Below are 18,715 nucleotides of genomic sequence, written 5' to 3'. Positions count from 1 at the left end.
CCCCGGCGCGCGACCGAGGGGTCAGGCGTCGGTGACGATCCGGGTGACCTGCGACTCGTCCAGCGGGAACCACGGCGTCTCGTTGACGCCGCGCTCCTGCACGGCGTTCACCGTCACCGCGGCCACCACCAGCACGACCAGGCCGATGATCGCGGCGATGCCCGGCCACCGGTTCGAACCCGGCTCGCGGTAACCGCCACCGGAGGCCGCCGCCTTGCGCTGCTTGCGGCGCTTCTTCTTGAGTTCCTTCTTCGCACCCAGCCAGGCGTCCAGTTCGGCGTGCTTCTGCCAGTTCGGGTCGACCAGGTCCGGATGGGTCTCGATCCGGCGGTCCTCTTCGTCCATCTCGTCCTCTTCCCCGGGATTTCGGCAGGGCTACCCGCAGGTGTCCCTCGACGGGAGGGGTTTCGTCGGGTCATAGGTACTGGTCTCGTCGACGGGAGGGGTGCCGGCGACAGGTCTGTCCTTGTCAGCGTACTGGGGCGCGAGGATGCCGGTCTTGGCCGCGTCACAGGCCATGTGCGCGTTGTAGCCCAAGCCGTCCCCGAAGCTGAGCCCGGCGTCGGCCTTCGCGAACGGTGGCGCCCTGCGGATCACGTAGTCCTGTTCGTCCCGGACGAACGGGACGATGTCCTCGGGCGACCTGGCCTCGCCCGGTCGTGCGTCGAAGGCGTACGCGGTCACGTAACTCGCGTGGATGATCAGCTCGCCGTTTTCGGCGCTCTTCGTCGTGAGGGAGCCCGTCATGCGCGGAGGCACCGGAAGCAGCCGGTTCGGCCCGATGAGGATCAGGTACTGGCTCTTGTCCACGGTGGCCGCGCTCGTGAGCTTCGGTTCGATCCGGGCGCGCTCGTTCGGGGCCAGCAGGGCGAGCAGTTCCGCACCGTCGTGATCCTGCAGCGCGCGGGAGCCGAGCCGTGCGGCCGCGATGGCCTGCGTCACCGTCCGAAATCCAGCGTCGACCTCTTGCGCGGTGAAGTCGCCGACCGGCTGCCCCGCCGGCACGGTGATCCCGGCGAGCCCCTCTCGCCAGTTCACGGCAGGGGTGCGCTCGTAAGGCCGGGCGAGGTCGACGCCGATCGCCACCGGAGCCGCTCTCGGAGGTTGTCCGGAACCCACGTCGGCGTCGCGTCCCCGCAGTTGCTGCATGACGACCGCCCCGGCCCCGAGCACGACGACGGTCACGACGAGGAACAGCGTCAGGACGCGACCCCGGCGGGACATCCGGAAACGTCGGCGGGACCTCGGTTTCGGTACCCGTTTGCGGTCCTTCTTCGCGCCGAGCCGGGCCTCGCGTTCGGCCCGTTTGCGCCATTCCGGATCCATCAGGTCCGGATGTGTCTCCAGGCGCCGATCTTCCACGAAAATGCCTCTCCCCAGTGCGTCGTGACAAATCCTCATCGGCGCAGAACGGCGAGCGTTACGGCCGGTGACGAACTCGGTGGAGGGGGTTCGTAGACTTGACAATGTGACCGAGAACGCCCAGCCGCAGCAGACCGACCTACCGGGTGCCTGGAACCCGGCCGACGAAGAAGCCTCGCTCTACCAGCGCTGGGTAGACGCCGGGTACTTCACGGCCGACCCCACGTCGGACAAGCCGCCGTTCACGGTAGTCATCCCGCCGCCGAACGTGACCGGTTCGCTGCACATCGGGCACGCCTTCGAGCACACCCTGATCGACGCCAGCACCCGTTACCACCGCATGCTCGGCGACGAGACGCTGTACCTGCCGGGCATGGACCACGCGAGCATCGCGGTCCACGCGCTGGTCGAGAAGCAGCTCCGCGCCGAGGGCACCAGCCGCCGCGAGCTCGGCCGCGAGGCCTTCGTCGACCGCGTCTGGCAGTGGAAGAACGAGCACGGCGGCAAGATCCTCGCCCAGATGAAGCGCCTCGGCGAGGGCGTCGACTGGACCCGCGAGCGGTTCACCATGGACGACGGCCTGTCCAAGGCCGTCAACACGATCTTCAAGAAGCTCTTCGACGACGGCCTGATCTACCGCGCCGAGCGGCTGGTCAACTGGTCGCCGGAGCTGCGGTCGGTGCTGTCCGACGCCGAGGTGAAGCACGAGGAGGTCGAGGGTGAACTCGTCTCCATGCGCTACGGCGACGGGGACGACGCGATCGTCGTGGCCACCACCCGGATGGAGACGATGCTCGGCGACACCGCCGTCGCGGTCCACCCGGAAGACGAGCGCTACACGCATCTCATCGGCACCGAGGTCGAGCTGCCGCTGACCGGGCGCCGGATCCCGATCGTCGCGGACAAGCACGTCGACCCGGAGTTCGGCACCGGCGCGGTGAAGGTGACCCCCGCGCACGACCCGAACGACTTCGAGATCGGCCAGCGGCACGACCTGCCGATGATCACGATCATGGACGAGCAGGGCCGGATCGACGGCACCGGCACCGAGTTCGACGGCATGGACCGCTTCGAGGCCCGTGTCGCGGTGCGAGAGAAGCTGCGCGAGCAGGGCCGCATCGTCGCGGAGAAGCGCCCCTACCTGCACAGCGTCGGGCACTCCGAGCGGTCGAAGGAACCGATCGAGCCGCGGCTTTCGCTGCAGTGGTTCGTCAAGGTCGGCCCGCTCGCGAAGGCCGCCGGCGACGCGGTGCGCGACGGCCGCGTGAACGTCCACCCGCCGGAGCTGGAGAAGCGCTACTTCGACTGGGTCGACAACCTGCACGACTGGTGCATCTCGCGCCAGCTGTGGTGGGGCCACCGCATCCCGGTCTGGTACGGCCCGAACGACGAGGTCGTCTGCGTCGGACCGGACGAGGAGCCGCCCTCGGGCGAGGGCTGGACCCAGGACCCGGACGTCCTCGACACCTGGTTCTCCTCGGGCCTGTGGCCGTTCTCCACCCTCGGCTGGCCGGAGAAGACCCCGGACCTCAACAAGTTCTATCCGACGTCGGTGCTGGTCACCGGCTACGACATCCTGTTCTTCTGGGTCGTGCGGATGATGATGTTCGGCCTCTACGCCACCGGCGAGGCGCCGTTCAAGACCATCGCGCTGCACGGCATGGTCCGTGACCAGTACGGCAAGAAGATGTCGAAGACGGCGGGCAACGGCGTCGACCCCATCGAGTGGATGGACCGCTACGGCACCGACGCGCTGCGCTTCACCCTCACCCGTGGGGCCAACCCGGGCACCGACGTGCCGATCGGCGAGGAGTGGGTCGCGGGCTCCCGGAACTTCACCACGAAGCTCTGGAACGCCACCAAGTTCGCCATGATGAACGGCGCGGACGCGAACGCCCCGCTGCCGCCCGCCGCCGAACTCACCGAGGCCGACCGCTGGATCCTCGGCAGGCTCGGCAACGTCGTCGACGAGGTCACCGGCTACCTGGCGGACTACCAGTTCGCCAAGGCCACCGACACGCTCTACCAGTTCACCTGGACCGAGCTGTGCGACTGGTACCTGGAGCTGTCGAAGGTCCAGGTCTTCCAGGGCGACGAGGCCCGCGTGACGGCGACGCGCGCGGTGCTCGGGCACGTGTTCGACACGGTGCTGAAGCTGCTGCACCCGTTCATCCCGTTCATCACCGAGAAGCTGTGGACGGCGCTGACCGGCCGCGAGTCGCTGGTGATCGCCCCGTGGCCGGCGGCCGACGCCTCGTACGCCGACGCCGTGGCGGACAAGCGGATCGCCGACGTGCAGAAGCTGGTCACCGAGGTCCGCCGGTTCCGCGCGGACCAGGGCCTCAAGCCCAGCCAGAAGGTGGCCGCGCGGCTGTCCGGCGACGGCTTCGCCGAGATCACCGGGCACGACGAGCCGATCCGCTCGCTCGTCCGGCTCACCGCGCCCGAGGACGGCTTCGCGCCGAGCGCGTCGCTGGAAGTCGGGCTGTCGGCCGGTGTCGTCACCGTCGAACTGGACCTGTCCGGCACGATCGACGTCGCCGCGGAGCGCAAGCGCCTGCAGAAGGACCTCGGTGTGGCGGAGAAGGAACTGGCGCAGGCCGAGGCCAAACTCGGCAACCAGGCCTTCATCGACAAGGCACCGGAGCCGGTGATCGGCAAGATCCGGGCCCGCAAGGAGACCGCGGTGGCCGACATCGAGCGCATCAACGCCCGGTTGGCGACGCTTCCCGCCTCCTGACCAATGCTATGAAGGGGACTTTCATTGCGAATTTTGCAATGAAAGTCCCCTTCATAGCATCCAGGGAGGGCTCAGCGGAGGTGGCGGAGGATCACTCCGGCCACGCCCGCCATCCCGGTGCGATAGGGGTGGTACGCCGCCGCGGCGAGCAGTTTCGTGTGCTGCCCGTTGATCCACGCGGCCCCGTTCGGCGCGCAGGCGTCGTGCCCGGCTGACGGGCCGAATGTGTCCACAAAGGACGCTTTGCCGTCCTTGGTGACCGCCTTCTCGATCGCCGAGTTCAGCGCCTTCTCGACGCTGTTGAGCCACGCGTAGTCACCCTCGGCGAAGGGCAGGATCTTCGGGCAGTAGCCGGATTCCGGCGCGATCCGCGGGTAGCCGATGACGAGCACGTCGGCGCGCGGCGAGCGGGCGTGGATCCCGGCCAGCACCTTCTCGACGTTCTTGCCTGTGTCGGCGATCTTGGCCTTCATGGTGTCGACACCGCCGACGGTGAACTTGTCCTGGCAGGGGTTCCCGGTGGGATCGCTCGCGCGCAGTGACGGGCAGGTGCCGACCAGCGCGCCGAAGACGCCGTAGTCGTTGCCGCCGATGCCGACGGTGACCAGGTCGGTGTTCGCGCGCAGGGCGCTGAACTGCGGCGGATTGCTGCCGAGGAACACGCTCTGCGACTGGGTCATGTTGGTGGTGTCCGCACCGCCGCAGCTGATGTCGGTGGAGGAGCGGACCCGTAGCGCCGCGGCGAGGATCGACGGGTAGTTCTGCGTCGACTTCCCGCAGAACAGCGGGTCGAGGCGGGGGAGCGGGATGAGCGGTCCGGACGTGTAGGAATCACCCAGCGCGACGTAATTCCGGTAGGACCGCTCGGCGGCGGTGGCCGCCGTGGTGGAGGCGATCAGCAGGACGACGGTCGAGACGGCCGCGAACAGGACGCGTCTGAAGCGCATGAGGACCCCGATCTCCGGACTGGTTGGCCCCTCAAAAATGAACCGGATCCGCCCCGGTCGGCGCCGCCGATCGGGTGGTCGGGCGCGAGCTTCACCCGCTTGGGGTGTCACATCGGGTGATCGTCTTCCGGCCTGCGATAGACCAGGAGGTAGCGGAAGAAGAGCAGATTCCGCACCTTGCTCCCCGGCAGCAGCCGGGCCGCGTCGCGCCGGATCCGGTTCATCGGCGGAAACGTCTCCTTGATCGGCGCGGCCGGCAGCGGATCGATCCCGCCGTTGAGCCGCTCGCCCGCGTAAACGACCACCCTGGCCAGCGCATTGACCGGCGAGGCGACGAGAGCGCGGGCGTAGTCGGAAGGCGTACTGGGCTTGCCGAGGCCGAGCACGGCCAGCACCCCGCCGGGGACCAGCGCGTCCCGCAGCTTCGTGACCGTTTCGAACGGGACATGGTGGAGTGACGCGAGGCAGGAGATGAAGTCGTACGCCTCTCCCGGCAGCTTCTCGGTGGAGACGTCGGCCTGCCGGTAGGAGATCGTGCCGGGACCCGGTGAACCGGCGGCGCGGGCGAGGTCGACCATCGGCCCGGACCGGTCGATCGCCTCGACGTGCATCCCGGTCGCCGCGAGCCGCCTGGCGAACCGCCCGCTGCCGCAGCCCACCTCCAGCGCCACCCCCGGACCTGGCGGCAGCTGGTCGAGCAGCAGCGGGTGGTAGTGGTCGTTGTGGTTGAACCCCATGCGTCGAGAGTGCCAGCAAAAGCCGCACGTAGACTCGCTCCGACAGGGAGTAACGCTAAGAGGAGAGTTCGTGCCGCGAGGTGACGGCCGGGATTCTGAAGAGTTCGCAGAATCCCCGGACCTGGCAGATCTGGACAGTTTCGCCGGCGTCGACGAATTGGGGGCACGCGCCCACGATCCGTCCGACGACACCGACCCGGATCTGGACGCCCCCGACGCCGCGTACCAGGCGGGCGGCGGCGCGGGCGGTGGGATCGGTGGTATCGGGCAGCTGGGGGACAACCTCGCGCTCGGACCCGTGCCGGACCTGGCCGCCCCGGAGGACCTGGAACTGCACGAACTGGACGATCAGGGCGACGACCTCGCCCCGGCCGACCCCAACGGGCAGCAGGCACGCCGCGAACTGCTCGCGGTCGAGGCCGAGCTGAACCTGCGCTGGCCCGAGACCAAGATCGAGCCGTCACTGGCCCGGATCGCGGCCCTGGTCAACCTCATGGGCGAACCGCACCGCGGCTATCCGGTGGTGCACGTCGCCGGGACCAACGGCAAGGGCTCGACCACGCGGATGATCGACGCGCTGCTGACCCGGATGGGCCTGCGCGTCGGCCGGTACACGAGCCCCCACCTGCAGCTGGTCACCGAGCGGATCGCGCTGGACGGGATCCCCATCTCCGCCGCCGCGTACGTCGACCTGTACCGCGACGTCGCGCCCTACGTGACCATGGTCGACAACGCGGGCGGGCCCGACGCGGTGCCGATGAGCAAGTTCGAGGTGCTCACCGGGATGGCGTTCGCGGCCTTCGCCGACGCGCCCGTCGAGGCCGCGGTCGTCGAAACCGGCCTCGGTGGCTCCTGGGACGCCACGAACGTCGTGGACGGCGACGTCGCCGTCATCACGCCGATCGGCGTCGACCACGTCGAGTACTTCGGCGGCGATCCGGCCAAGGCCGCGGTAGAGAAGGCCGGGATCATCAAGCCCGGCAGTGTCGCGGTCATCGCCGATCAGGACCCCGAAGTCCAGAAGATCCTGCTGGAACGCGCCGTCGAGGTCGACGCGAGCGTCGCCCGCGCGGGCAGTGAGTTCGGCGTGCTGGAGCGCGAGATCGCCGTCGGCGGGCAGATGCTGAAGCTGCAGGGCCTCGGCGGCGTCTACGACGAGATCTTCCTGCCGCTGCACGGCGCGCACCAGGCGGCCAACGCCGCGCTCGCGCTGGCCGCCGTCGAAGCCTTCTTCGGCGCGGGCAAGGACAGGCAACTGGTCGTCGAAGCGGTCCGTGAGGCTTTCGCCGAGGTCGAGACCCCCGGCAGGCTGGAACGCGTCCGCGCCGCCCCGACAGTGCTGCTCGACGCCGCCCACAACCCGCACGGCGCGAAGGCGCTCGCCACCACCGTCGCCGAAGAGTTCGCCTTCCGCCGTCTCGTCGCCGTCGTCGGCGTCATGGCGGAGAAGGACGCTCGCGGCATCCTGGACGCCCTGGAACCGGTCGTCTCCGAGATCGTCGTCACCAAGAACTCGTCCCCGCGCGCGATGCCGCTCGACGAACTCAACGACATCGCCATCTCGATCTTCGGTGAAGACCGCGTCGTGGCCGAAGCGAGCCTGGACTCCGCGATCGAGACGGCCATCGGCCTCGTCGAGCAGAGCGACGACCCCGAGGAACCCCTGGCGGGCGGCGGCGTGCTGGTCACCGGCTCGGTCGTCACCGCGGGCGAAGCCAGGACCCTGTTCGGTAAGGAGCCGGCGTGACCGACGAGACCCCGAAACCGCCGGCCAAGGACCCGATGAAGTCCTTCCGGGGCGTGATGGCCGGTTCCCTGATCATGGAGGGCATCACCGTCGCGCTCGCGCTGCCGGTGGTGGCGAAACTCGGCGGCGGCGTCGGTTCGGTCACCGGCTGGTCGACGATCGCGATCGCGATCGCGCTGATCGTGCTGTGCGGTTTCCTGAAGAAGCCCTGGGCGGTGCCCGCGGTACTGGTCCTGCAGGTCGCGCTGATCGCGTTCTTCGTGGCGCTGCCCGCCGTGGCGATCCTCGGGGTGATCTTCCTCGGGTTCTGGCTGTGGCTGCTGTGGCTGCGCCGGGATGTGGCGAGGCGGATGGCGGCCGGAACGCTCCCGAGTCAGCAGCAGGCTCAGTAGCGTTCTCCGGGTGACCGCGCGGGTTTGTTCGAGCCGCCGCGTCCCCTGGTCGAGGTCGATTCCTGAGTCTCCGTCGTCTTGCGTGCTTCCTTCGGCGTGATGCGGGCGGTTTCGGCGTACCAGCCCGCGGTGGAGCCGTGTCCGTACAGTTCCATCGGGCCGCGGGATTCGATCTCCACCAGGTAGTGCCCGATCTCCGCCAGGGCTTGGCGTGCCACCGACAACCGCTCGACCACGCCGTGCGCGAGTTCGCGCGCACCGGCACGCCACAGCTCCTGTGGCGGTTCGAGGATTCGTTGGCTGGACACCCCGCCATGATACCAAAGAATCGAACACACATTCGAGCGGAAAGCGGCTCTACCTAAAGGTGTAATGAAGGCAGTTCGCATTCCCGATAAGCCCAAAGTGAAAGGACGTGAAGGCCTCCTTCCCTACCCTCAAAGTAGGGAAGGAGGCCTTCACGGACCATCGGACCAGCCTCACCCGACCCCGGAACCGCTTAAGGTGATCGCGACGGCACCGGTGTCCCGCTGGCGGTCGATCTGACCGGCGGGAACCGGCACGACGTCACTCAGCTGACTAACCCCAAAGCGGGGCCCGCCCAACGCCTACCGCAGTCGCACGACCCGAAGCTCCGGTGACCTCGCGATATCCGCCCCGCAGAACCGCCCGCGCACCCAGCCGCCGCTGGAGTACAACCGTGTCTGGTCGGCGAAATGCGGCGAAGTGACGTCGGTCGACTGTGAGTAGGTCTGGATCGTCGAGACGTCCGGGCACGCCTTGCCGCTGAAGCCGACCACCTGCACGAAACTGGATCCGTGCACGACCTCGTGGTTGCCTCTCGCCGGGTCCCACAGCGACGTGATCACGTTCAGCACGCCGAGGCCGCCCGGTCCGCCGTGGATCGGGATCCGCTGCCCGGCCCGCGTCACGGCCTGGTTGTCGCCGAGCCTGCCGTCGACGGGGAGGCCGCCGTCGCGGAATTCCGCGAGTGTGTCACCGAAAGCGCTCTGCACGGAAGGATTTCCGACCGCGAGAGTATTGGGCGTCGTGACCGGCTGGTTCGGATCGAAGGGGACTTGCCAGATGTTGCGCAGCCTGCCGAGCCGCTCCGCGAACCGCTGGAAGAACAGCGCGCCGCGGCTGTCGAGCCGGAAAGTGTGGTCCCACGCCGCAAGGGTGACGCACGCGTTCCCGACGGGCACCGGGCCTGACGCGGACGGTGCCTGTCCGCCGGGGAAGGCCGCGCACATCGTCGCCGTGTCGGCGGCCGCGAGTTCGGCGGTCCGGCTTCGGTCCCGGTACAGCAGGTCCTTCATGGACGACGGCGTGAAGTCCTTGCCTGCCAAGCCTTCTTCGGCGGAGATCAGCGCTTCCCGCGTCCGGTCCGACCGCTGCGTCCCGGTCGTGCCGACGATCCGGGGGAGCGGGGCGATCGGGGCGCGCGCGTTGGCGAGCCAGGCGCTGTCGTTGGCGTTCAGCTCGTAGTCGCGGCGTTGCTGCACCGGCAGCCGGGACGGCGCGAACAGGCCCGGTTCGAGGGAGCCGGGGTCGCTTCCCCAGTTGCACGAGGACTTCGAGCCATCCAAAATGGACAATCCGGTGCCGGGGAACAACGCTCGGCCGAGCGGGGTCCCGCAGGTCGTGGCCCGTTCGTCGGTGACGTGCGGGACGACCTGGATGTCCGTGTAGAGCGCGTTACCGGCCCGGTCGGCGGCGATCGTGTTGACCCACGGGACGCCCTGGGTCCGGGCGAGCGCCTCGGCGACTTCCTTGGTGCTGTGTGATTTGCTCAGTTCGAACCAGGTGTTGAGGCCGCGCAGGTTGCCCGCGTTCCCGTCCCGCAGCGCGTGCGCGGACTTCGCCGTCCACGGCGTGGGTACCCCGAAGGCGGACCCGATCACCTGGCCGTAGCGCGTTCCGTAGAACGTGCGGCCGACCAGCCGTCGCTCGCCATTCGGTTCGCGGACCTCGACCTTCACCTCACGCGCGGTCATCTTCTCCGGTTTGCCGTCGACCAGATAGGTGGTCGGGTCGCCCGGAGTCAGCGGCACCTCGAAGAGGCCGAAGGTGATCGCGGTCGACACCGTATGCGTCCACGCGACGTCGGCGGTGTGCCCGATCTGCGGCAGCGGGATGCCCAGCAGGCTTCCGCCCGCGACGTCGAACCGGCCGGGAATGGTCAGTTGCGACTGCCAGAACCGGCGCCCGCCCTGCCACGGGTAGTGCGGGTTCCCGAGCAGCAGGCCGCCGCCGGAGCGTGTCCCGTCGCCCCCGATCGCGATGCCGTTGCTGCCGAGCTCGCCCGTCTTCATGGCTTTGCGGAACCCGTCGGCGATCCGCGGCGCCGAGTCCGGGCTCGCGGCCGGAGCGTCCTTCGCGGACGGCGGCTGGGTCCTGGCGAGATCGGAGGCGAGCAGGCCCTGCCCCGCCACCGAGGCGACGGCGTAGAAGTGCCGGTAGAAGTCGAGTTCGGTGATGGGCCGGACCCAGTCCGCGCCGCGGCAGACCGGATCGGTGATGCGGTCGGCGCCGGTCTGCTTCAGATACGCGTTGTAGCCCTCGACGTAGCCGGAAACCAGTTCCCGAACCTCCGTCCGCGGGCCGTGCGGCGCGGGCTGGGCGACGAGGCGTTCGACGACGCCCGAGTCGTTGATCCGCTGGAAATGCAGGTCGCTGTCGAGGTTCGTCTTCGCCTCGCTCATCGCCGGATTGCCCTGGCCGCCCGCCCCGAGGTACGCGGAGCGCCGCGCGGACACCGTCAGATAGGTGTTGGCGAGTTCGCAGACGTTGTCCTTGGCCGCGGCGAAACCGTAGCCGTAGCCGAGCCCGTCGAAGTCCTTGGCCGCGATGTGCGGGATCCCGAACTCGGTGTAGCTGATCACCGCCCGCGACCGGCCCAGCTCGTCCGCCGACGAGACCCCCGTCATCAGACTCGACGTCGCCAAAGCCGCTGTGAGCAGCACGAAGCCACGTTGGATTCTTCGCATCGTTCCCCCTCCGGATCGATCATCCCCGTGATCGAAGCTACCTGCGGGGACACCGGGGAAGCAGCGGCCGATCGGTGGAGGCAGAAATACCGCCCACTCGTTCACCGCCGCGCAAACCGCCGTTGGCCCACCGGCCGTGGCCGCGGGATAGAACCGCGCCATGACCGCTTCCCACCACAATCGCCGCACGCTGCTCAAAGCCGGTCTCACCGGCGCCGGGGCCGTCGCGGGCGGACTGCTCCTCCCCGGAACCGCGACCGCGAACGCCGTCCCGCTGATCCGCGGCGGCCGCCCGGTGCTCACCCACGGTGTCCAGTCCGGTGACGTCACCACCGGCTCCGGCATCGTCTGGTCGCGCGCCGACCGGCCTTCGCGACTGATCGTGGAGGTCTCCAGGGACCCCTCGTTCCGCCACGCGCGCCGCGTGCGCGGTCCGGTGATGAGCCCGGAGACCGGCGGGACCGGCAAGGTCCGCGTCGCCGGTCTGCTGCCGGGGACCGAGGTCCACTACCGCGTGACCGCCGAATCCCTCGACGGCCGTACCTGCAGCGAGGCCGTCACCGGCCGGTTCGCCACCGCGCCGCTCGGCCGCTCCGACGTCCGCCTGGTGTGGTCCGGTGACGTCGCAGGGCAGAACTGGGGCATCAACCCCGAACGCGGCGGCATGACGATCTACCGCGCGATGGCCGACCGTCGTCCGGATCTGTTCCTGCACTGCGGCGACACGGTATACGCCGACGCGCCGCTCACCGAGACCGTCGCGCTGCCCGGCGGGCGGGTCTGGCGCAACATCGTCACCCCGGAGAAGTCGAAGGTCGCCGAGACGCTCGACGAGTACCGCGGCCAGTTCGCCTACAACCTCCTCGACGACAACCTCAAGCGCTTCACCGCGAACGTGCCCGCGTACGTCCAGTGGGACGACCACGAAGTCGTGAACAACTGGTACCCGGGGGAGATCCTCAACGACCGTCCCGAGTACACGGAGAAGCGCGTCGACGTCCTTGCCGGCCGCGCGTTCCAGGCGTTCCACGAATGGCATCCGATCGACCGCCGCCAGGCCGTCGACGGCCGCGTCTACCGCAACTTCCGGCACGGTTCGCGCGCCGAGGTGTTCGTGCTGGACATGCGGACCTACAAGGACGCCAACACCGCGGACCAGACCAAGCCGGGCCGGATCCTCGGCGACCGCCAGGCGCGCTGGCTCGTCGACGCGCTCGACCGCAGCACCGCCACCTGGAAGATCGTCCAGGCCGACCTCCCGATCGGCCTCACCGTCCCGGACGGCAAGGACATCGAGGGCGTCGCGAACGGCCTGCCCGGCGCGCCCGGCGGCCGCGAGACCGAGCTCGCCTGGGTGCTGCGGGAAATCGCGCGGCGCCGCGTGCGCAACGTCGTCTGGCTGACCGCCGACGTGCACTACACCGCGGCGCACCACTACTCGCCGGATCGCGCTTCCTTCACCGATTTCGACCCGTTCTGGGAGTTCGTCTCCGGTCCGCTCAACGCCGGCGCGTTCGGCCCGAACACGCTCGACCCGACCTTCGGGCCGGAAGCGGTGTTCGTGCACGCCCCGCCCGCGGCGAACACCTCGCCCGCGGATGGGTTCCAGCACTTCGGAGAGGTGAACATCGACGGCCGCAGCGGCACGCTCACCGTCGATCTGCGCGACGCTACGGGCGCTTCGCTGTGGAGGAAGACCCTGCAGCCCCAACGCTGAGCAACTCCGTCAGGACCGCGATGCTGCGGTCGCCGTGCCCGGCCTCGGCGGCCCGCCGCACGAGGTCGTGCAGCGGAAGCTGCCAGCCGACGTCGACGCCCTCCTCGGCCAGTTCGAGGTCGGCGGCGGCACCGGCGTGGAAGATGTCCACCGAGGCGGCGGGAGCGGAGTAGTCGCCGCTGTCGATTTCCTTGGTGTACATCGGAAGCACCGAGATGATCATCTCGAACCATTTGGTGGCGTACGGCAGGAGCGTCTCGGCTTCGAGGCCGCGTGACCGCAGCAAGGCGGCACCCTGGAAGAACCCGACCAGCGCGGGCAACAGGGTGCCGCCGACGGCCGTTTCGTACAGCGCCGCGAGGTCGGTCTCCTCGCCGAGGTGGACGGTGTCGCCACCCAGCACCCGCAGTGTGTCCCCGTGTTCGTCGAAGACGGACTTGTCGCCGCCGTAGTACAGCAGCGTGTCCGGCGCGCCGACGGCCGACGGCACGTTCTTGACCGCGCCGTCGAGGAACCGCGCGCCCTTGCCCGCCGCCCAGCCCGCCATCCGCCGCGCTCCCGCCGGTGAGCCGCTGTTCAGCGTGACCAAGGCGCGTCCGGTCAGGGTGGCGGTTTCCAAGGCCGCGACAGTGTCCTCATAGGTGGTCAGGCAGGCGATGATCAGCGGGCTCGCCTGCACCGCTTCTTCGGCCGTCGCGGCCTTGAGGGCTCCCTGCGCGACAAGGGGATCGGCCTTCGTGGCCGTCCTGTTCCACACGGTGGTCGGGTGCCCGGCGGCGAGGAACGCGCCCGCCAGGGCCGAGCCCATCGAACCGAGTCCGACGACGGTCACCGGGGTCTTCGCCATTTTTCGCTCCAGTCAAGGGAAATCTTCGGGATGACTTCATGCTGGGGCTTCACGTACATTCCTTCAAGTACCTACAATTTTGCCGGGTACTGACAAAAAGGTATGTGTGACGATGACCAAGAACCGCACGTTCACCTGCGGCCTCGACGCCGCGATCGCCGTCATGGGCGGCAAATGGAAAGGGCTCGTCCTGTTCGCGCTCCAGGACGGGCCGCTGCGCTTCGGGGAACTGCGGCGCGCGGTGCCCGGAATCAGCGAACGGGTGCTGATCCTGCAACTGCGCGAGATGGAGTCCACCGGACTGCTGCATCGCGAGGTGTATCACCAGGTTCCGCCGAAGGTCGAGTATTCGCTGACCGCGTTCGGGGAGTCCCTCAACACCGCGATGGCCGCGCTCGGCGAGTGGGGCGAGGAGCATCTCGAGCGCATCGAAGCCCTTCCCTGGTCCGACGTGAAGTGAGCGGCGAAGCACCCAGTAGGCTCCGGGCGAATAGCACGAAACCCACCCAAGGAGAAATACCGCCGTGACTGAACGCACGCTGGTCCTCGTCAAGCCCGATGGCGTCGCGCGCGGCCTCGTCGGCGAGGTCATCTCGCGCATCGAGCGCAAAGGCCTGAAGCTCGTCGCCCTCGAACTGCGCACCGTCGAGCGCTCGGTCGCCGAGGAGCACTACGCCGAGCACAAGGAGCGCCCGTTCTTCGGCGACCTCCTCGAGTTCATCACCTCGGGCCCGCTGGTCGCGCTCGCCGTCGAGGGCCCCCGCGCCATCGCCGCCTTCCGCCAGCTCGCCGGCGGCACCGACCCGGTCGAGAAGGCCACCCCGGGCACCCTGCGCGGCGACTTCGCGCTGGAGACCCAGTACAACCTGGTGCACGGCTCGGACTCCCCGGAGTCGGCCGAGCGCGAGCTCAAGCTCTGGTTCCCCGAGGTCTGACACACTCGTGGGTGACGCGGGAAGACCGCGTCACCCACGGATCTGGGGGAGTGGCGATGACACCGGACGAGTACCTGGCACGGCTGCGGGAACTCACCGCCGGTTTCGCGGAGGTCGCGAGCACCGGTGACCACGCCTCGCCGGTGCCGTGCTGCGGCGACTGGAGCCTGCGTGACCTGGTCGTCCACCTCGGCAACGTCCATCGCTGGGCGACGGAGATCGCCCGGACCGGTGAGCCTGCCCCGCAGATCTTCGAAGTCGAACCGGATGCGGACCTCACCGCCTGGTACCGCGAATGCGCCGACGGCCTGATCGAGGCCCTGAGCGCGGCCTCCCCGGAAGACCGCGCCTGGAACTTCACCGCCGCCGCCAAGATCAAGGCCTTCTGGTTCCGCCGCCAGGTCCACGAGACCGCGGTGCACCTGCTCGACGCGCACCGCGCGGCCGGAACCCCGTACACCCTCGACCCGTCCGTCGCCGCCGACGGCGCGGACGAGGTCCTCGTCGGCATGCTGCCGAAGGTGAAGCGCTGGCACACCCCGCCGGTGGTCACCGTTCCGTTGCTGCTGAAGACGTCCGACACCGGACACGCCTGGTTGATCACACCGCCGGGCGAAGACGACGTTCCCGGCTCGCGACAGGCCGACCCCGCCGAAGCGGCGGGCGCTGTCGTCGAAGGTCCCGCGGAAGGGCTCGATCTGCTGCTGTGGCAACGGGTCGGTCTCGCCGAGTCGGGCCTCGAGATCACCGGTGACGTCGCGGCCGCCGAGACCTTCCTCGCCGGGCCTTTCACTCCCTGAGCTTCGGCGCCCTACGCCGTTCGGTTCACGTTCACCTCGGGGTCTTCTCCTGGCGGCTCGCGTCCGCTGTGCTGGGCGGAGCCGCCTGTCACTCGATCGTGGGGTAATTCGTGAGAAAATCACGCCTGTTGCTGCTCGCTGCCCTGCTGCCGGTTTCGCTGATCGCCGCGCCGGTGCACGCCGATCCGCTGACCGCTCCGCTCGGTCCGGCGCCCGTCGAAGCCGCCCCCGCGGCCTCCTCGGCGAAGGAGGGCCCGTCCGCGTACGCCGTGGCCGCGCCCGACGACGGTCTCGTCACCACCAGCGCGACTTCGCGCGTGGCACCGGGCCTGAGCCTCACCGAGTTCGACCGGTACGACCCGGCGGGCTGGATCCGCGGCGACACCCTCGCCGTCGACCTCACCAGCAAGACCCTCAAACCGGCGTACCTCAGCCCTGGCACGGTTTCCGCGCGGACGCCGCTTTCGCAGCAGGTCGCCAGGTCCGGCGCGGTCGCCGGGGTCAACGGCGACTTCTTCGACATCAACGCCACCGGCGCGCCGATCGGCGTCGGCGTCGACGCCGGGAAACTCCAGACGGCGCCCGCGCGCGGCCACAACCTGACCGCGTCGATCACCGAGGAAGGCAAGGCACGCCTCGCGGAGGTGTTCCTCGACGCGTCGATCACCTTGCCCGACGGCAAGATCGTGCCCGCGTCGAACTTCAACAGCCCGGTGCTGGGCGGTGACGCGATCGGCGTCTACACGCCGCTGTGGGGCGCGTCGTCGCGGCGGACTTCGGTCGCGGGCGCCCGGCGCGTCGTCGAGATCGAGCTCCGGGACGGTGTTGTCACGCAGGTGCGGCCGCAGCCCGCGGACGGCCCGATCGCCGCGGGCGTGACGGTCCTGCTCGCCCGTGACGGCGGCGTGGACGCGTTGTCCGGCTTGAAGACCGGTGACCGGGTCGGTGTCGCCTACGCGCCGAAGAGCGACGCGGGCAAGCTGTCCGTCTCGATCGGCGGGAACGTCGTCCTGCTGCGCGACGGCGCGATCCAGCCGGTCGACAACGTCGCCATGCACCCGCGGACGGCGGTCGGGTTCTCCGCCGACGGCACGAAGATGTGGCTCGCCACGGTCGACGGGCGGCAGGCCGACAGCCGCGGCATGACGGAACTGGAACTCGCGCGCCACCTGAAGTCGCTCGGCGCGGACGACGCCATCAACCTCGACGGCGGCGGCTCGTCGACCATGCTCGCCCGCGAGGAAGGCGAGAAGGCGCCGCTCGTGCGCAACTCGCCGTCGGACGGCGGGGAACGCTTGGTGCCCAACGGGATCGGCGTCACCACCGTGCCCGGCAGCGGTCGCCTGACCGGCTTCTCGCCCCGTCCCGCACAGGACACCGCCGACGCGACTCGCGTGCTTTCCGGGCTGACGCGGAAACTCACCGCCGGCGCGCACGACGAGACCGGGGCCGCCGTCACGGTCTCCGCCCAGTGGGTCAGCACGAATCCCTTCCGCGGCACCGTGACCAACGGTGTCTTCACCGCGCACGCCGACCGGTTCCGGCCCGACGCGCCCGCGGACGTCGAGGTCTACGCGAAGCGCGGCGGCGTCCTGGGCAAGGCCACGTTGAACGTCCTCGGTTCACCCGTCCGGCTGGGCACCAGCACCGAGCAGGTCGCGTTGTCCGGCGAAGGCGCGAAGAGCACGTTCAAGGTCCTCGGCTACGACGCCGACGGCTACGGCACGTGGATCGAGCCCGACGACGTCAAACTCGACTACGACCCCGCCGTGGTGCGGATCGAGCCGTCCGGCGACGGATTCGCGGTGACCGCGTTGAAGGCCTCGGGCGCTTCGGCGATCACCGCCACGGCGGGTGGGAAGGTGACGCATCTGGCGGCGTCCGTCGGCACGGAATCCCGTGTGGTGGCGTCGCTGGACGGCCCGGCGGGCTGGAGCGCCAGCGTTTTCCCGGCTGTCGTCGGCGCCGCGCTTTCCGAGGCGGCGGGCCGTGACGGCGGACGCGGTCTCGCGCTGGACTACCGGCTGAACGGCACCAACGCCACGCGTGCGGCCTACGTCAACTCGGCGGCGCCGATCACGCTGCCGCCCGGCACCCAGCGTGTCGGCCTGTGGGTCAACGGTGACGCGAAGGGGGCCTGGCTGCGGGCCGAACTCCGCGACGCCGCCAACGTTCCGTCCATTGTGGACTTGACGCTGAGCGTCGACTGGACGGGCTGGCGCTACGTCCGCGCGGCGATCCCGGCCGGTCTCCCCGACGGGCAGCGGCTGACGAAGTTCTACGCCGTCGAGAACGTCCCGGATCAGCAGTACGAGGGACGGCTGGTCTTCGACGACCTCACCTTCGAGGTCGCGCCCGCGGCCGCCGTCCCCACCGACCCGGCGCCGCGTGACCCGGCGTTGATCACCGACGGCACCGCGACCGGCGGGCTGCGGATCGCCGTGGTCAGCGACGCGCAGTTCACCGCCGACGAGCCGAACGGGCCGCTGGTCGCCCAGGCCCGGCGCGCGCTGCGCGAGGCGGTGGCGGCGAAACCGGATCTCGTGCTGATCAACGGCGACTTCGTCGACCGCGGCACGGCGGCCGACTTCGTGCTGGCCCGTTCGATCATCGATCAGGAACTCGTCGGCAAGACACCCTGGTACTACGTGCCCGGCAACCACGAGGCCGACGGTGGGCACGGGCTCGCCGAGTTCCAGGCGGCGTTCGGCGAGACCCATCGCGTCGTCGACGTCGCCGGGATCCGGCTGGTGCTGATGGACTCCTCGCGCGGTTCGCTGCGCGCGGGCGGGTTCGACCAGATCCGGATGCTGCGCGAGGCGCTCGACGGCGCGAAGGCCGACCGGCGGATCCGCGGCGTGGCCGTCGCGATGCATCATCCGGTCAAGGACCCGAGTCCCACCGGGAACTCGCAACTGGCCGACCGCAAGGAGGCCGCCATGCTGACCGGCTGGCTGACCGCCTTCGAACGCGAGTCGGGCAAGCAGGCGGCCGCGATCGCTTCGCACGCGGGCGTCTTCAACCTGTCGCGCGCGGACGGCGTGCCGTACCTGGTGAACGGCAACTCCGGGAAGTCACCCGCCGCGGCCCCCGGTGACGGCGGTTTCGTCGGCTGGACGATGGTCCGGTTCGAGCCGGGGGACAAGGCACAGCCGGTGCGGTTCGAGACGCGGCCGAACGTCGACGCGCTGACGCTGTCCGGGCCCTCGTCGCTGGCGCGCGGGGAGAAGGCGGACATCCGGGCCGCGGTGACGCAGGGAGCGCGTCAGGTGCCGGTTTCGTACCCGGTCAGCGCGGACTGGAAGGGCGGCTGGGGCACACACGTCGCCGACGGCTTCCTGCCCGCGATGCCGTGGGACGTCGCGTCCTTCGACCCGGCGACCGGGGTGCTGACCGCGCTGCGGCCGGGAGTGGCGAACCTTTCGGTCACCGTCAACGGGGTGGCGAAGATCCTCTCGATCACCGTCCGGTAGTGCTATGAAAGTCCCCTTCATTGCAAAA

At 69.7% G+C, this 18,715-nt stretch carries 15 protein-coding genes; 8 read left to right on the top strand and 7 right to left on the bottom strand.

Annotation, left to right across the window (positions count from 1 at the left end; genetic code table 11):
- Positions 1 to 21 precede the first annotated feature (21 nt).
- Positions 22 to 345 (bottom strand): hypothetical protein, encoded by a 324-nt coding sequence (locus tag ACLJRM_RS40860; RefSeq protein WP_410666109.1) that lies wholly within the window; start codon positions 343 to 345, stop codon positions 22 to 24.
- 30 nt (positions 346 to 375) lie between these two features.
- On the bottom strand, positions 376 to 1,362 hold the full coding sequence (locus ACLJRM_RS40855) for a hypothetical protein (protein WP_410666108.1): 987 nt from the start codon (positions 1,360 to 1,362) through the stop codon (positions 376 to 378).
- Positions 1,363 to 1,468: 106 nt separating this feature from the next.
- On the opposite strand from ACLJRM_RS40855, the gene ACLJRM_RS40850 reads away from it, so the two are divergent.
- A complete protein-coding gene (locus ACLJRM_RS40850; RefSeq protein WP_410666107.1) occupies positions 1,469 to 4,102 on the top strand; it encodes a valine--tRNA ligase in 2,634 nt (877 codons plus the stop codon).
- Between the two features lie 71 nt (positions 4,103 to 4,173).
- Here the strand turns inward: ACLJRM_RS40850 and ACLJRM_RS40845 are convergent, their stop codons facing one another.
- Positions 4,174 to 5,049: an SGNH/GDSL hydrolase family protein gene (locus ACLJRM_RS40845; protein WP_410666106.1), complete on the bottom strand. Its 876-nt coding sequence runs from the start codon at positions 5,047 to 5,049 to the stop codon at positions 4,174 to 4,176.
- 107 nt (positions 5,050 to 5,156) lie between these two features.
- Entirely contained in the window at positions 5,157 to 5,786 is a 630-nt protein-coding gene (locus ACLJRM_RS40840) for a class I SAM-dependent methyltransferase (RefSeq protein WP_410604178.1), read from the bottom strand.
- Between the two features lie 70 nt (positions 5,787 to 5,856).
- Between ACLJRM_RS40840 and folC the strand changes: the two genes are divergently transcribed.
- On the top strand, positions 5,857 to 7,533 hold the full coding sequence (folC, locus tag ACLJRM_RS40835) for a bifunctional tetrahydrofolate synthase/dihydrofolate synthase (protein WP_410666105.1): 1,677 nt from the start codon (positions 5,857 to 5,859) through the stop codon (positions 7,531 to 7,533).
- A complete protein-coding gene (locus ACLJRM_RS40830) occupies positions 7,530 to 7,925 on the top strand; it encodes a DUF4233 domain-containing protein (protein ID WP_101605994.1) in 396 nt (131 codons plus the stop codon). The genes folC and ACLJRM_RS40830 overlap by 4 nt, the downstream gene beginning before the upstream one ends.
- Here ACLJRM_RS40830 and ACLJRM_RS40825 read toward each other — a convergent pair.
- Entirely contained in the window at positions 7,919 to 8,233 is a 315-nt protein-coding gene (locus ACLJRM_RS40825) for a hypothetical protein (protein WP_410666104.1), read from the bottom strand. The genes ACLJRM_RS40830 and ACLJRM_RS40825 overlap by 7 nt on opposite strands.
- Before the next feature lie 300 nt (positions 8,234 to 8,533).
- Complete coding sequence (locus ACLJRM_RS40820; protein ID WP_410666103.1) at positions 8,534 to 10,915, bottom strand: penicillin acylase family protein; 2,382 nt, start codon at positions 10,913 to 10,915, stop codon at positions 8,534 to 8,536.
- Between the two features lie 160 nt (positions 10,916 to 11,075).
- On the opposite strand from ACLJRM_RS40820, the gene ACLJRM_RS40815 reads away from it, so the two are divergent.
- Positions 11,076 to 12,632 carry an alkaline phosphatase D family protein gene (locus tag ACLJRM_RS40815; RefSeq protein WP_410666102.1) on the top strand — a complete coding sequence of 519 codons (1,557 nt, stop codon included), beginning with the start codon at positions 11,076 to 11,078 and terminating at the stop codon, positions 12,630 to 12,632.
- On the opposite strand, the gene ACLJRM_RS40810 is transcribed toward ACLJRM_RS40815, so the two are convergent.
- The gene (locus ACLJRM_RS40810) at positions 12,586 to 13,479 is read right to left on the bottom strand and encodes an NAD(P)-dependent oxidoreductase (protein WP_410666101.1); all 894 of its coding nucleotides are present in this window, start codon (positions 13,477 to 13,479) and stop codon (positions 12,586 to 12,588) included. The two genes, ACLJRM_RS40815 and ACLJRM_RS40810, sit on opposite strands and share 47 nt — an antisense overlap.
- 112 nt (positions 13,480 to 13,591) lie before the next feature.
- On the opposite strand from ACLJRM_RS40810, the gene ACLJRM_RS40805 reads away from it, so the two are divergent.
- The 4 genes from ACLJRM_RS40805 to ACLJRM_RS40790 all read left to right on the top strand — a co-directional run bounded on the left by ACLJRM_RS40805 (position 13,592) and on the right by ACLJRM_RS40790 (position 18,687).
- Positions 13,592 to 13,939, top strand: coding sequence for a winged helix-turn-helix transcriptional regulator (locus ACLJRM_RS40805; protein WP_410666100.1), 348 nt, complete (start codon positions 13,592 to 13,594; stop codon positions 13,937 to 13,939).
- Positions 13,940 to 14,003: 64 nt separating this feature from the next.
- Complete coding sequence (gene ndk, locus ACLJRM_RS40800) at positions 14,004 to 14,414, top strand: nucleoside-diphosphate kinase (RefSeq protein ID WP_020629465.1); 411 nt, start codon at positions 14,004 to 14,006, stop codon at positions 14,412 to 14,414.
- A gap of 56 nt (positions 14,415 to 14,470) precedes the next feature.
- Positions 14,471 to 15,214: a maleylpyruvate isomerase family mycothiol-dependent enzyme gene (locus ACLJRM_RS40795; protein ID WP_101605998.1), complete on the top strand. Its 744-nt coding sequence runs from the start codon at positions 14,471 to 14,473 to the stop codon at positions 15,212 to 15,214.
- A 128-nt stretch (positions 15,215 to 15,342) separates the two neighbouring features.
- Positions 15,343 to 18,687, top strand: coding sequence for a phosphodiester glycosidase family protein (locus ACLJRM_RS40790; RefSeq protein WP_410666125.1), 3,345 nt, complete (start codon positions 15,343 to 15,345; stop codon positions 18,685 to 18,687).
- Positions 18,688 to 18,715 lie beyond the last annotated feature (28 nt).

Origin of the sequence: Amycolatopsis sp. lyj-84 (genome assembly GCF_046549075.1) — a bacterium.
GTDB lineage: Bacteria > Actinomycetota > Actinomycetes > Mycobacteriales > Pseudonocardiaceae > Amycolatopsis.
This window is presented reverse-complemented; position numbering and strand designations above follow the sequence as displayed.